11 protein-coding genes and 1 pseudogene are annotated in these 14,060 nt (G+C 68.3%); 6 read left to right on the forward strand and 6 right to left on the reverse strand.

The window, feature by feature from the left end; genetic code table 11:
• Positions 1–24: 24 nt before the first annotated feature.
• Complete coding sequence (locus B9C43_RS41440; protein WP_084432912.1) at positions 25–594, forward strand: isochorismatase family protein; 570 nt, start codon at positions 25–27, stop codon at positions 592–594.
• A gap of 38 nt (positions 595–632) precedes the next feature.
• Here B9C43_RS41440 and B9C43_RS41445 read toward each other — a convergent pair whose 3' ends face one another.
• Positions 633–1,280 (reverse strand): choice-of-anchor P family protein, encoded by a 648-nt coding sequence (locus B9C43_RS41445; protein WP_084432913.1) that lies wholly within the window; start codon positions 1,278–1,280, stop codon positions 633–635.
• 186 nt (positions 1,281–1,466) lie between these two features.
• Between B9C43_RS41445 and B9C43_RS41450 the strand changes: the two genes are divergently transcribed.
• Positions 1,467–2,048, forward strand: coding sequence for a biotin transporter BioY (locus tag B9C43_RS41450; protein WP_084432914.1), 582 nt, complete (start codon positions 1,467–1,469; stop codon positions 2,046–2,048).
• A 63-nt stretch (positions 2,049–2,111) separates the two neighbouring features.
• Here B9C43_RS41450 and B9C43_RS41455 read toward each other — a convergent pair.
• Positions 2,112–3,062: pseudogene (locus B9C43_RS41455) on the reverse strand (DMT family transporter); the annotation flags it as partial.
• Between the two features lie 11 nt (positions 3,063–3,073).
• Here B9C43_RS41455 and B9C43_RS41460 point away from each other — a divergent pair.
• The 3 genes from B9C43_RS41460 (at position 3,074) to B9C43_RS41470 (ending at position 7,265) form a co-directional block, all read left to right on the forward strand.
• A complete protein-coding gene (locus tag B9C43_RS41460; protein ID WP_084432915.1) occupies positions 3,074–3,934 on the forward strand; it encodes a LysR family transcriptional regulator in 861 nt (286 codons plus the stop codon).
• Between the two features lie 34 nt (positions 3,935–3,968).
• The gene (locus tag B9C43_RS41465) at positions 3,969–6,011 is read left to right on the forward strand and encodes an ATP-dependent DNA helicase (RefSeq protein ID WP_235039152.1); all 2,043 of its coding nucleotides are present in this window, start codon (positions 3,969–3,971) and stop codon (positions 6,009–6,011) included.
• 66 nt (positions 6,012–6,077) lie between these two features.
• Positions 6,078–7,265 carry a S1 family peptidase gene (locus tag B9C43_RS41470; protein WP_084432916.1) on the forward strand — a complete coding sequence of 396 codons (1,188 nt, stop codon included), beginning with the start codon at positions 6,078–6,080 and terminating at the stop codon, positions 7,263–7,265.
• A gap of 158 nt (positions 7,266–7,423) precedes the next feature.
• On the opposite strand, the gene B9C43_RS41475 is transcribed toward B9C43_RS41470, so the two are convergent.
• The 4 genes from B9C43_RS41475 to B9C43_RS41490 form a co-directional block, all read right to left on the reverse strand.
• The gene (locus tag B9C43_RS41475) at positions 7,424–8,182 is read right to left on the reverse strand and encodes a peptidyl-tRNA hydrolase (RefSeq protein WP_084432917.1); all 759 of its coding nucleotides are present in this window, start codon (positions 8,180–8,182) and stop codon (positions 7,424–7,426) included.
• Positions 8,179–9,405, reverse strand: a complete 1,227-nt coding sequence (gene serB / locus B9C43_RS41480; RefSeq protein ID WP_033389165.1) for a phosphoserine phosphatase SerB — start codon at positions 9,403–9,405, stop codon at positions 8,179–8,181. Before serB ends, B9C43_RS41475 begins: the two co-directional genes overlap by 4 nt.
• Positions 9,406–9,443: 38 nt before the next feature.
• Positions 9,444–11,204: an aa3-type cytochrome oxidase subunit I gene (gene ctaD / locus B9C43_RS41485; RefSeq protein WP_084432918.1), complete on the reverse strand. Its 1,761-nt coding sequence runs from the start codon at positions 11,202–11,204 to the stop codon at positions 9,444–9,446.
• A gap of 166 nt (positions 11,205–11,370) precedes the next feature.
• A complete protein-coding gene (locus tag B9C43_RS41490) occupies positions 11,371–12,657 on the reverse strand; it encodes an aldehyde dehydrogenase family protein (RefSeq protein ID WP_084432919.1) in 1,287 nt (428 codons plus the stop codon).
• A gap of 32 nt (positions 12,658–12,689) precedes the next feature.
• Here B9C43_RS41490 and B9C43_RS41495 point away from each other — a divergent pair, with 32 nt between their 5' ends.
• Positions 12,690–14,057: an amidase gene (locus tag B9C43_RS41495; RefSeq protein ID WP_084432920.1), complete on the forward strand. Its 1,368-nt coding sequence runs from the start codon at positions 12,690–12,692 to the stop codon at positions 14,055–14,057.
• Positions 14,058–14,060 lie beyond the last annotated feature (3 nt).

A 14,060-nucleotide genomic window follows, 5' to 3' on the forward strand; every position in this document is an offset into this window, starting at 1 on the left:
CTGTGTCGTTGCAAAGGAGTCACCGTGTCCAATGCGTTGATCGTCGTCGACGTTCAGAACGACTTCTGTGAAGGCGGCTCGCTGGCTGTCACCGGCGGCGCCGCGGTGGCCGCTGCGATCAGCGAGCACATCGGCCGCACGCCCTACGACATCGTGGTGGCCACCCGGGACTACCACATCGACCCGGGCGCTCATTTCAGCGACAACCCGGACTACGTCGACACCTGGCCGGTGCACTGCGTGGCGGGCACGCCCGGCGCGTCGTTCCACCCGGAGCTGGATGTCACCGCGATCCAGGCGGTGTTCTCCAAAGGCGCCTACGCGGCGGCCTATTCGGGATTCGAGGGCTCGGCGGCGGACGGCAGCTCACTGGCCGACTGGCTGAAGGCGCGCTCAGTGGACCACGTGGACGTGGTGGGCATCGCGACCGACCACTGCGTCCGGGCCACCGCGCTGGACGCGGCACGGGCCGGGCTGTCCACGCGGGTGCTGCTGGAGTTGACCGCGGGCGTGGCGCAGCCGACGGTCGACTCGGCGCTGGGGCAACTGCGTGACGCGGGCGCGGAGCTGGTGGGAGAACCTCGGGTCGGATGAGGCTCATATGCTGAGCCACATCCGTTGACCTGGGGTTTTCAGACCAGTGGCGTGCAGTAGACGCCGCCGACGACCAGCTCGCCGGTGATCGGGCCGCCGCCGTTGGGCGCGAAGATCACGTGCATCAGGTTGAGGGTGATGCTGCCGTCCGGCGGGGACGGCACGATGATCTCGTTGAGGATGACCTTGGCCAGCGGCGGGTCGTCCGGGTGGTCGCCGGGGATCAGCACCGTGTAGTTCGGCGTCAGCTCCTTCGGCGCGTCGATCCCGACCAGGCCGGAGAACTGCATTCGCGCGACGCTTCCGTTCAGCGTCGTCGCGCACGTCGCCAGGTAGTCGTTCATCCGGATTCTGGGGCCGCCGTACTCGGGCAGCGCGTTCAGTTCGAACCGCTGGCCGGTGGCTTCGACCGTGATCCGGCCGGTTTCCTTGTCGGCGGTGCACTTCGTGGTGCCGTCGCCGAATTCGGCCACCCCGCGCAGCCTGATCCGCTTGCTCGCGTTCTGCACCGTCCCGCCGGACGTCAGGCACTGCCCGACCGGCGGCTGCACGATTCTCTTCTTGCCTTCGAGCACGACGTCCACCGAGCCCACTGAGGCGGTCCCGCTACCGGTGGCCGCGGACGCCGGTGCCGCGTGAACCACAAGCACGGCAGCCGCCAGCACAACAGCAATCTGCCTGTTCATGGCGTTCATGATCGGCGCGTTCAGCGCCGGCCACGACCCGACACCCGGCCTTCCACCCGTTCCAGTGAGTGCCCGCTACCTGCGGTGACGCCGATAGGGGTGCACCCCTGTGTTGGGATCGTCACGGCCAAAACCTTAGTTCTGACAACTAACCTGCCGTTCAGAAGATCGATTCGGGAGGTAACCGTGTCAGTTGTGCCCGTTCCGGGTCGTCCGGCCGTGCTCGCCGACCTCGTGCCGCGTTCACTCGTCCGGGATGCCGCGCTCGTGGTCGGCGGTGCCGTGCTCACCGGGCTCGCCGCACAGATCGTGGTGCCGGTGCCGGGCAGCCCGGTGCCGATCACCGGGCAGACCTTCGGCGCGTTGCTCGTCGGCGCCGCACTGGGGTGGCGCCGTGGCGCCGCCTCGATGCTGCTCTACCTCGTCGCCGGGATGGCCGGGGTGCCGTGGTTCCAGGACGGGAAGTCCGGCTGGCTCGGCGTGACCGGTGGTTATCTGGTCGGCTTCGCCGTGGCCGCGGTCCTGGTGGGCGCGCTGGCCGCACGTGGCGGCGACCGTACGGTGCTGCGCACGATCGCCACGATGGTGCTGGGCAACGTCGTCATTTACGCGATCGGCGTCTCATGGCTCGCTGCCGCGACCGGCATGGACCTGGCCACCGCGATCGAGCGCGGGCTGCTGCCGTTCCTGATCGGCGACGGGATCAAGATCCTGCTGGCCGCCGGGCTGCTGCCGGGCGCCTGGGCCTTGGTCAACCGCCGGGCCTGACCGGCTCATCAGCACACCGAAGATGATCAACGCCGCGCCGGCGACGGTGTTCAGGCCGACTGGTTCGGCCAGGAACACCGCGCCGAGCGCGGTGGAGAACAGTGGCGTGATGTAGGTGACCGTAGACGCGACCGTGGACCCAGCGGCGCGGATCACCACGAAGTTCAACTGGTACGCCACGCCCGTCCCCAAGGCGCCCAGCACCAGCAACGCGGCCATGGCGCCAAATCCAGGCCACCCCGGCCCACCTGCGACGACCGGCGTGACCAGGCCCAGCTCGACCGTTCCGCACGCGACCTGGACCGCCGCGAGCACCAGCGAGGACTCGGGCCGCGCGGACATGAAACGCCGGGAGTACACGAACGCGGCGCCGTAGCAGGTGGTCGCACCTAGGCAGGCCAATGTGCCGACCAACGGCCCGGTGTCGACGCCGTTCCAGATGCCGAGGACCACCAGCACGCCGACGAAGCCGATGGCCATCCCCACGAGCCGCCTCGGGGTCGGCCGTTCCTCCGGCAGCAGCAAAAGCACGAACACCAGCGTCGCCAGCGGGACGGTCGCGTTCCAGACACCGGCGAGCACCGAACTGACCTTGGTCTCACCGAACGCGAACAGCGGGAACGGCACCGCGTTCAGCAAAAGCGCCACCACGGCGCCGTGGCCCCAGACCTTCGGGTCGCGAGGCAGCCGCTGGCGCGTCACGAGAACCATCAGCCAGAGCGCGATGGCGCCGAAAACGCACCGCCACAGCCCCACCCACATCGGCGAGACGCCCGCGTTCACGGCGATCTTGATGAGGAAGAACGTCGATCCCCAGATCATGGACAGCACCACGAACGCAGGCACCCAGGTGGCTTCTCCGCTGCGCCATCCCCTTTGACGTGCGCGTATCCGTAGCTCGCTCATCACGCTCCCACTGTGGCTGCTCACTGCCGGGCAAGTCCGGCGGTGATCGGACATCAGGTTCACCGAGTGCGGCACAATGAGTCCAACAAGTCGATCTGGATGATCCATGAGAGTTGCTCATGACCGTGAACCTGGCTCAACTGAGGGCGTTCCTCGCCGTGGTCGACGAGGGCGGGTTCAGCGCGGCGGCGCCGGCGCTCGGCATCAGCCAGTCCGCCGTCTCCCACGCGATCGCCGCGCTTGAGCGCTCGGTGGGCAGCCCGGTGCTCCACCGCACCAAACAGCCGCAGCTGACGACCTTCGGCACGCGGTTGATCGAGCACGCACGGGCCGCCGTGGGCGCCGCGTCCGCGATCGACGTCCTGGTGGCCGAAAACGCGAGCCAGCCAACTGGCACGATCCGGCTCGCCGCACCGGCCACCGTCTGCCAGGGCCTGTTGCCGGCGCTGCTGACGCGCTGGCGTGGCGACTTCCCCGGCATCAAAATCCGGGTCTTCGAAGGCGAGGACCACGAGATCGTCGAGTGGCTCAACGAACGAACCATCGACGCGGCTGTGCTGGTCGATCCAGAGGGCCATGACGGAGTCGAGATCGGCGCCGACGAGTTCCACGCCTTGGTCCGCCGTGATCACCCGCTGGCGGCCGAGGACGTGATCGACATCCCGGATCTGGACGACGATCCGTTCCTGCTGTCCGACGGCGGCTGCGAGCGCCATATCCGCGACCTCTACCGGCGCACGACGAGCCGTCTCCGGCCGACCCACCGGGTCCGAGAAGGAGCCACCTTGATCGCGATGGTGCAGGCCGGTATCGGCGTTTCGATCGTTCCCGGCCTGATGCAAGCCATGATCGACAACCGGGTCGCGCTCGTGCCTTTGAAACAGAAGTTGAAAAGACGGCTGGTTTTGACTGGTCCGGCTTCAGGGTCGTGGCACCCCGCCGTTACCGCTCTCGTCGACGCCACGCGCTCGAGGGTCTGAAAGTTTTGACGGGGGCTGACGGTACCTTCGATCCGTGCCCCGAACCGCCGACACTCTCCCTTCCCTGCGCGAACTGTTGACCACCGCCGTCGAGGCGGTCGGCGGCACCGAGCGGCCCGGCCAAGTGACCATGGCCGAGGCGGTACACAAGTCGATCAGGACCGGTGAGCATCTCGCCGTCCAGGCGGGCACGGGCACCGGGAAGTCGTTGGCCTACCTGGTTCCCGCGGTGCGCCACGCGATCGAGACCGGCCGGACCGTCGTGGTCTCCACGGCGACCATCGCGCTGCAGCGCCAGCTGGTCGACCGTGATCTCCCGCGGCTGGCCAAAGCGTTGAAGGCCTCGATCGGGCGCGAGCCGACGTTCGCGATCCTGAAGGGCCGCCGCAACTACCTCTGCCTGCACCGGCTGGACACTGGCGCACCAGAAGAGCCAGACGACGGCGGACTGTTCGACCCGTTCGCCGTGTCGGCGCTCGGCAGGCACGTCAAAAGGCTCTTCGAATGGTCCTCCGAGACCGAGACGGGCGACCGCGACGAGCTGGTGCCGGGCGTGACCGACCAGGCATGGCGCCAGGTTTCCGTGTCCGCCAAGGAATGCCTCGGCAAGGACAAATGCCCGTTCGGCACGGACTGCTTCGCCGAACTGGCCAGGGCCGAGGCCGGACGGGCCGACCTCGTGGTCACCAACCACGCCCTGCTCGCGATCGACGCCCTGCAGGGCTACCAGGTCCTGCCCGAGCACGACGTCGTGATCATCGATGAGGCGCACGAACTGGTCGACCGGGTCACGTCGGTCGCGACGGCCGAGCTGACCGCGGGCATGGTCTCGGCGGCGGTCAAACGCTGCGGCCGCCAGATCGCCGAGGACATCGTCGACCGGCTGGAAGAAGCCAGCGAGGGCATCAAGGAGATCTTCGACGATCTTCCCCAGGGCCGCCTGGACGATCTGCCGCGCGCGCTTCAGGGTGTCCTGACGGTGACGCGCGACGCCGCGCACTCGTGCATCACGGCCCTCGGGCCGGACCGTTCGTCACAGGACGTCGAATCGACGACAGCGCGGCGTCAAGCCATTGCCCTGCTTGAGGAAATCCACGACACCTCGGTCCGAGTCCTGGAGGCGTTCGACGCCGACACCGGGCAACGGCGTGACGTCGTCTGGCTCAGTTCCGACATGATCGGCGGCAACCCGCGGCCACCCGCACTCCGCGTCGCGCCGCTCGGCGTCGCCGGGCTGCTGCGCGAGCGCTTGTTCGGCGAGTGCACCACGATCCTGACGTCGGCGACGCTCACGCTCGGCGGATCGTTCGACGCCCTGGCTCGCCAATGGGGCCTGCCCGTCGAGCAGCGGCCCGCGCAGAAGGCCGAAGGGACAGCAACCGACATCGCGCCGCCCGCCGACAACGACGCGCCGCATTGGTCGGGCATCGACGTCGGATCGCCGTTCACCCATGAGAAAAGCGGGATCCTGTATGTGGCGCGGCATCTTCCCCCGCCCGGCCGCGACGGCCTGCAGCCTGCGTTCTTCGACGAGCTCGAAGGCCTGGTGAACGCGGCAGGCGGCCGGACTCTCGGTTTGTTCTCCTCGATGCGCGCGGCCAGACAGGCCGCCGACGAGCTCAGGGAACGCCTGGACTTTCCGATCTTGTGCCAGGGCGAGGATTCCACCTCGCTGCTGGTCAGCAAGTTCGCCGAGGACGAGGCCACGTGCCTGTTCGGGACGTTGTCGCTCTGGCAGGGCGTCGACGTGCCCGGGTCTTCGCTGCAGTTGGTGGTCGTCGACCGGATCCCGTTCCCGCGTCCGGACGACCCGCTGGCGTCAGCTCGGCAACGAGCGGTCGAAGCGCGCGGCGGGAACGGCTTCCTCACGGTCGCCGCGACGCACGCGGCGCTGCTGCTGGCGCAAGGCGCGGGCCGGTTGCTGCGGTCCAACGACGACAAGGGCGTCGTGGCGATCCTTGACTCGCGGCTCGCGACCGCGCGATACGGCGGATTCCTCCGGGCGTCGTTGCCACCATTTTGGACGACCTACGACCAGTCAGTTGTACGAGGTGCATTGGCCAGACTTAATAGTTGAACCACCTTCCCATTGTCGTCCGTACCAACCTACGGAGGCATCGCGGAAGGTGAGGGAGACAGCCGTATGGGGTCGCACCGGGAGCATGAGCCACGCCCACTCAACCGGAAAGTCCTTGTTGGACTCGTGATCGGTGTGACGGTGTCGGCCACCCTCACCGCGGTGGCCACGACGAACGAGTCACCGGTGGCGCACGAGACCGTCGAGGTTGGATCGTCCACTCCTCTTGAGCCGACAATGCGCAAGGACGTGCGGCTCACGCCCGACGAGGCCGCGGCCAGGGCGCGCGAGGAGGCTCCGCTCAGCAAGACGGTCGACGCGCTGCGCCGGAAACTCGGAGTCGCGTACGCAGGTGCCTGGTACGACAACACCAAGCGCAAGCTCATGGTCGGGATCATCGACCGGCAGTACATCGGCGAGGTGCAGCGCGCGGGCGCCGAGCCCCGGATGATGAAGAACAACCTGGCCGGTCTGACCGGCCAGAAGACCCGCATCGACCGCATGGCCCAGTCCGCGCCGCCGTCGGTGGTGGCCTGGTACGTGGACCCGACCACCAACAGCGTGGTGATCGAGTCCAAGAAGGACGCGCCAGCGGAAACGTTCATCGAGAAGGCCAAGGGCGGCGGTGACCTGGTCCGGGTCGAGTGGACCGAGCGGACAGCCCGGCCCCTGGTGGACGTGATCGGCGGCCGCGGCTTCACCGTCGGCGATGCCCGGTGCTCGATCGGGTTCTCCGCGAGCGGTCCCGGTGGCTCGAAGCACTTCATCACCGCGGGCCACTGCACCGCGTCCGGCGGCGTGGTCCTCAACAACGGCCTCGAATTCGGCCGGGTCAACGCGGGCACGTTCGACACGGACGGCGATTTCGGCCTGGTCGACGTGACGGACCCGACCGCGCAGGCACCGGCGTCGGTCGACACGCGTGACGGTGGCCCGATTACCGTGACGGGCACCGAGGTGGCGCCGATCGGAGCGTCCGTGTGCCGGTCAGGTGCGACGTCCGGCTTCGCGTGTGGCGAGATCACCGCGCTGGACGAGACCGTGAACTACGGCGAGGGCCGGATCGTCCGCGGCCTGACGCGGACTTCGGTGTGCGCCGAGCCTGGCGACTCCGGCGGGCCGTTCGTCAGCGGCACGCAGGCTCAGGGCGTCACGTCCGGCGGGATCGGCGACTGCGCCACCGCGGGCACCACGTTCTTCCAGCCGATCAACGAGGCCGCGACCAAACTCGGCGTCACCGTGGTGACCGGATAGATCCGCTGGTCAACTTGGGTGGCGCACCAGGTGCGCCATCTTCCGGGACAAGGCTGGGCGCACCTTCGAACGCAAGCGGCGGATCGTCCTAGCGGAACGCGAGCACGCGATTCTGAGTGACCCGCGAGGCAAAACCGCCGGTCCACTGAGATGGCGCGTCAGGCGCGCCACTGGGCCAGGACGGTGACCGTGCCCGGGTCAACCTCGGTGAATCCGGCGTCGCGGACGGCGATCACCCGGCGGTTCTGCCATGCGCCGCCAGGGTCATTGCCGGGGTGCAGCGTTGCCCATTGGGCCTTTGTCGGCGTCCGGACCGCGCACCGGAAGCCGTTCTCAGTCCACGCTTTGATGTCCGGTTCGTCGAGCAGGGCGGCGAGCAGCATGCTGGCGTGGCCCACCTGCGCGGCCGCCTTGCCCGCAGTCAACGGCACGTCCGGATTCAGCCAGAGGACCGGCACGCCGTCCGGGATGGCGTCGGGTTCGTCGGCGGGCAGTTCGCTGCCGGAGATCTGCAGTCGGCTGATCTCCTTGGGCGTCTCGACGACCAGCTCGGGGACCAGCGCGCGCACCTCGGCGCCGCCCACCTCGACCGTGACGCCCGGAAACGCTTGCGCGGCCTGCCAATGCGCGCCGCGCGCACGGCGGGAGACCTTCCGGATGTGCCCTGCGACCCACGCACTGACTGGCTCGTGCCACTCGCCTTCCGGCTCGGATCGTGGGTCGAGGCACACCGCGATTGCCGCCGCAGCGGCTGCCTCGAGCAACGCTGTGCGGCTGGGGACCGGGTCACGTTCGATCCGGAGAATTACTGGCATCGCCCGGACCAGCTCCGGCGCGGTCTCGACCTGGTTGGTCTGGTCCGCCGGGAGAGCCAGCCACGACGCGTAGCGGGCGGCCAGTGGAGCCAGGATGCTCACAGCCGTTCGCCGTCGATTCCGTCAGCCGCGTCGGCGGCCTCGACCTCGGCGCGGGTCACGCCGAGCACGAACAGGACAACGTCCAAGTACGGGTGGGACAGCGCCGTGTCGGCAACCTCGCGCAGCGCCGGCTTGGCGTTGAACGCGATCCCCAGACCAGCCGCGGACAGCATGTCGATGTCGTTGGCGCCATCGCCCACGGCGACGCACTGAGCCAGCGGCACATCGGAGTCTTCGGCGAAGCGCCGCAGTGCGACCGCTTTGCCTGGCCGGTCGATGACCTCGCCGACCACGCGGCCGGTCAGTTTGCCGTCGACGACCTCGAGTTCGTTGGCCGCGCAGAAGTCCAGGCCCAATTCGTCGACCAGGCGCTGGATGACCCGGGTGAACCCGCCGGACACGACACCGCACCGGAACCCGAGCCGCTTGAGCGTCCGGACCGTCGTGCGGGCGCCGGGCGTGAGCTCCAGCGCGCCGGACACCTCGTCCAGCACGGACTCGGGCAGGCCCGCCAGGACAGCCACCCGCCGGTTCAACGACTCGGTGAAGTCGATCTCGCCGGCCATCGCGGCGTCGGTGATCTGCTTGACCTGGTCCTCGCAGCCGGCCTTGGCGGCGAGCATCTCGATCACTTCGCCCTGGATCAACGTCGAGTCCACGTCGAACACGATCAGCCGCTTGGCCCGCCGGGTCAGGCCTTCCCGCTCGACCGCGACGTCCAGGCCCACCCGGGAGGCCACCTCGACGAGCGCGTTGCGCAGCAGGCCGTCCGCCTCTGGCGTGTCGTCGGCGACGGAGACGTGCAGCTCGAGCCCGGTCACCGGGTAGTCGGCCACGCGCCGGATCGCGTCGATGTTGACGCCCAGAGCGGCCATCCGCCGGGCGACCTCGGTGAACGCCCGCGCCGTGACGGGCCTGCCCAGGACGATCACGGCGTGCGTGGAACCGACCCGGGCCGGGGTCAGGGTGTCGGCGCCGATCTCGACCTCGACCTGCATGGTCACGGTCGCCATCGCCTGCTCGACGAGTTCCTGCAGCCCCTCGGGGTCGTGGTCGGTACCGACCAGCACACCGAGCACGAGCTGGCCGCGGATCACGACCTGCTCGACGTCGAGGACGTCGACGCCGTGCCTCGTGAGCACCGCGAAAAGCACCGAGGAGACACCGGGCTTGTCCGGGCCGCTCACCGTGATGAGTACAGGCGTGCTTGATGGACCGGGCAAGGCGGGCCTCCTCGGTTGGAGCTACCTCTGCTCGAGTGCTACTTCTTGTGCGGGTCGCCGCCGGTGATCTCGTCCGGCTGGGTCTTCTCCGCGAGGATCTCCGACGGGGTCGCCTTGTGGTTGCCGCCGACGTGCGCCTCCGCGCGATACCGCTCGACCATGTGCGGGTAGTGCAGCTCGAACGCCGGACGCTCGGACCGGATCCGCGGCAGCTCCTTGAAGTTGTGCCGCGGCGGCGGGGACGACGTCGCCCACTCCAGCGAGTTGCCGTAGCCCCATGGGTCGTCCGCTTCGGCGATCTGGCCGTAGCGGTAGCTCTTGAACACGTTCCAGATGAACGGCAGCGTCGACGCGCCGAGGATGTAGGCGCCGACCGTGGAGATCGTGTTGAGCGTGGTGAACCCGTCGGACGCCAGGTAGTCGACGTACCGGCGCGGCATGCCCTCGTTACCGACCCAGTGCTGGACCAGGAACGTGCCGTGGAAGCCGATGAAGGTCGTCCAAAAGTGCAGTTTTCCTAGCGGTTCGTCCATGAACCGGCCGGTGATCTTCGGGAACCAGAAGTAGATCCCGGCGAAGGTCGCGAACACGATCGTGCCGTAGAGCACGTAGTGGAAGTGCGCCACCACGAAGTACGTGTCCGACACGTGGAAGTCGATCGCAGGCGCGGCCAGCAGGATGCCGGTCAGGCCACCGAAGAGGAACGTGACCAGGAAGCCGATCGAGAACATCATCGGTGTCTCGAACGTCAGCTGGCCCTTCCACATGGTCAGGATCCAGTTGAAGAACTTCACGCCGGTCGGGACCGCGATCAGGAACGTCATGAACGAGAAGAACGGCAGCAGCACGGCGCCGGTCGCGTACATGTGGTGCGCCCAGACGGCCACCGACAGCGCGGCGATCGACAGCGTCGCGTAGACCAGCATCTTGTAGCCGAACAGCGGCTTGCGGCTGAACACCGGGATGATCTCGGAGATGATCCCGAAGAACGGCAGCGCGACGATGTAGACCTCGGGATGGCCGAAGAACCAGAACAGGTGCTGCCAGAGGATCACGCCACCGTTGGCTGGATCGAAGACATGGGCGCCGATATGGCGGTCGGCGAGCAGACCAAGCAAGGCCGCGGTCAGGATCGGGAAGGCGATCAGCACGAGGATCGCGGTGATCAGGATGTTCCAGGTGAAGATCGGCATCCGGAACATGGTCATACCCGGCCCGCGCAGGCAGATCACGGTCGTGATCATGTTGACCGCGCCGAGGATCGTGCCGAGACCACTGACCACCAGGCCGGTGATCCACAGGTCCGCACCGACACCGGGCGAATGGATCTTGTCCGACAGCGGGGTGTAGGCGAACCAGCCGAAGTCGGCGGCGCCTCCCGGGGTCAGGAAGCCGGAGATCACGATGATCCCGCCGAACAGGTACAGCCAGTACGAGAACGCGTTCAACCGCGGGAACGCCACGTCCGGCGAGCCGATCTGCAACGGCAGCACGAAGTTGGCGAACCCGAACAGGATTGGCGTCGCGTACAGCAGCAGCATGATCGTGCCGTGCATGGTGAACAGCTGGTTGTACTGCTCCTGCGACAGGAACTGCTGTCCAGGCACTGCCAGCTCGGTGCGGATCAGCATCGCCATCGCGCCGCCCACCATGAAGAAGGCGAACGCGGTGACCAGGTACATGATCCCGATCTGCTTGTGGTCCGTAGTGCGGAACAACCGCAGGAGGTACGAACCCTTGACCGTCTTACCCGCCGGGAACGGTCGAGTCGCGATCGGCTTGGGGGCTACCGCCGTCACTTCCGTGCCTCCAGTGGTGGTTCTCGTTCGGGGCCGCGCCGAGACAGCTGTCCGGGCGACGGTCTGGATACTATCCCCCGCTACATATGTGGGCGCGCGAGGGGAGCCAACCACATCCTTCGAGGCGGCAACTCGTCGGATGTGTCACAGTCTCAGCCGGTTTGGGCTAGTGAGCTGGGACGACGGCGTACTGCCTGAGCGTGAGGTCGGTGTAGGTGACCGGCCCGCGCGGACCAGGCACCTTGTCGATGTTGATCCCGGTCTCCGGCACCGCGAGCAGCTTGAACCCGTCGAGCAGCCTGGTCGTGGCGTTCCAGAACACGCCGGTCCCGGTGTACGCGTCCATGAACTTCTCGGCGGTCGCTGAGTTCTCCGTCACGATGCCGGCGGCCAGGCCCGAGGTCTTCTCGTTGGCCAGCTGCGCCGCTTGGACGGCGTCGTCGACCGGGGAGACGGTCACGGTCGCCTCACGATCGGAGTCCAGCGCCCACTCGTAGCCGATCGGGTGGTCGTGCGGCGGCAACGAGGCCCGCACGCCCGCCTTCTCCAATGTCTCCAGAACGCTTTGAAGCACATCTGCATAGATGGCGGAGTCGATCAGCAGCAGGTTGAGCCGGTTGCACACGCCGAGCCGGTCAAGGCTGCGGGCGATCAGGTCGTGTGCCTTGGCCAGGTCCGCGCCGCCGTCCACGTACAGCACGCCGCCGCCGTCCGCGTGGGCCAGCGTCCGCACACCGTGTTTGGCGGCCTCGAAGCCCAGCTCACGGGTGCTGTCGCCGCTGCCGCGCAGGATCACCAGCGGGACCAGGTCGGGAAAACGGACCAGGGCCGCTGCCGCCGCCCGGTCGGCGCTCGGCACGAGCTGGATGGCCGCGGGATCGATCCCGGCGTCCTCCAGGGCAGGCGCGATGACCTCGCGGACCAGGGCGGTCGCCGAGCCGAGCGCGGCCGAACCAGTGCGCAGGACGCCCGCGTTGCGGGACTTGATCAGCTGGGAGGCGACGTCGACTGTGACGTTCGGCCTGGCCTCGTAGTTGGCGCCGATCACGCCGACCGGCCTGCGCCGTTCGACCAGTTTCAGGCCGTCCGGCAGGTCGCGGATCGGGGTCTCGCGTCGCGGATGCGGCACGCCCGCGAGCAGGACCAAAGAATCGGCCATGGCGGTCAGCCGCGCCTCGGTGATGGTCAGCCGGTCCAACAGGCCCGAGCTCATCCCACTGGCCTTCGCGGCCTCGACATCCTGGGCGTTGGCCGCCAGCACCGCGTCGGCGCTGGCCCGCAGCCGCTCGGCCATTCCGGTCAGCGCGGCGTCGATGGCCTGCTCGGATGCCGTGGCCAGAGACGGCGCCGCCTGTTTCGCTGCGCGTGCGCAAGCCTCGACAACCTCGTCAACCACCGTGTTCTCCTCTCCAACGAGGTGACTAGTCTGCCGCACGGGGTGGCACCATCCCATGGGAGGCGAAACACAAGTCCACTGGAGGCGTCGTGACGGAGTTCGTGGGCCTGCAGCGGACCGCTGAACGGGTCGCTGCCGGCGAAACGAGCTCGGTCGACCTCGTCACCGAGGCACTTGACCGGATCGAGAAGGCACAGCCGAGCCTGAACGCGTTCCGGCGGCTGCGCCGGGAGGCCGCTCTCGCCGAGGCCGCGCAGGCCGACGAGCGCCTCGCCGCCGGTGAGCGGGCGCCGTTGCTCGGGGTGCCGATCGCGGTGAAGGACGACACGGACATCAAAGGCGAGCCGACGGCGTTCGGCTGCGCCGGTGAATTTCCTCTCAAAGGCGCGGACTGCGAGATCGTCCGCCGGTTGCGCCAGGCCGGTGCGGTCATCGTCGGCAAGACCAACACCCCGGAGTTCGGCCAGTGGCCGTTCACCGAGGGGCACGCTTTCGGAGCCACCCGCAACCCCTGGGACATCGGCTACACGCCCGGCGGTTCGTCGGGTGGGTCGGCCGCCGCAGTGGCCGCGGGCCTGGTCCCCGCGGCGACAGGTTCGGATGGCCTCGGCTCGATCCGGATCCCGTCCGCATGGACCGGGTTGGTGGGTGTGAAGCCAACCCGCGGGTTGGTCCCCAGCGATCCGTTGCCGGATATGTGGAACGGTCTCGCGACGCACGGACCGCTCGCCAGGACCGTCGAGGACGCGGCGCTTTTGCTGGACGTCCTGGCCGCGACGGGCACCCGGATGCGGGATGGCGCGAAAAGTGCGCCAGGCCGGTTGCGGATCGCTTTGGCGCTGCAGGTTCCGTTCACGTTGCTGCCCGCACGGCTGGATCCGGAGGTGCGCTCGGCGGTGGTCCGGCTGGGCCGGGTGCTGGCTCGGCTCGGGCATGAGGTCACTTTGGCGAGCCCGCATTACGGGCTGGTCGGGCTCGGCGTCTTCGCGCGGTCGCTCGAAGGTTTGAAGGGCGCGGCGCAAGAGGTCCCGGACATGCGCCTGCTCGACACGCGCACGCAGCAAAACCACAGGATGGGGCGGATGCTCTCGCCCCTGGTCAAATTTTCGCGCCTGCACGAACGGTTCGAGCGTCGCCGGGTCGGCCGGATCTTCGACAACGCCGACGTGATCCTGGCGCCGACCACCGCGACTCCGCCAACGCCCGTCGGGCACTACGACGGACTGTCGAACTTCGGCACGACGCGGACGATGATCGCGGCGTGCCCTTACGCGTGGCCATGGAACATCCTCGGGTTGCCGGGCGTGAATGTGCCCGCAGGGTTGACTAGCAAGGGGTTGCCGATTGGCGCTCAGCTTGTCAGCGTTGAGAACTCCGAGCCGGTGCTGTTGTCGTTGGCCGCGCAGTTGCAGAAGGAAGAGCGCTGGCAGGACCGCACTCCGCCCGGCCTGGGCTGACCC

The sequence above is a fragment of the Kibdelosporangium aridum genome, from assembly GCF_900176515.1.
Classification (GTDB): domain Bacteria; phylum Actinomycetota; class Actinomycetes; order Mycobacteriales; family Pseudonocardiaceae; genus Kibdelosporangium; species Kibdelosporangium aridum.

Bases quoted from the DNA above. Each gene is read 5' to 3' on its own strand.
- B9C43_RS41445 (WP_084432913.1), bottom strand. From the start codon at position 1,280: ATGAACAGGCAGATTGCTGTTGTGCTGGCGGCTGCCGTGCTTGTGGTT.
- B9C43_RS41460 (WP_084432915.1), top strand. From the start codon at position 3,074: ATGACCGTGAACCTGGCTCAACTGAGGGCGTTCCTCGCCGTGGTCGAC.
- B9C43_RS41470 (WP_084432916.1), top strand. From the start codon at position 6,078: ATGGGGTCGCACCGGGAGCATGAGCCACGCCCACTCAACCGGAAAGTC.
- B9C43_RS41490 (WP_084432919.1), bottom strand. From the start codon at position 12,657: ATGGGATGGTGCCACCCCGTGCGGCAGACTAGTCACCTCGTTGGAGAG.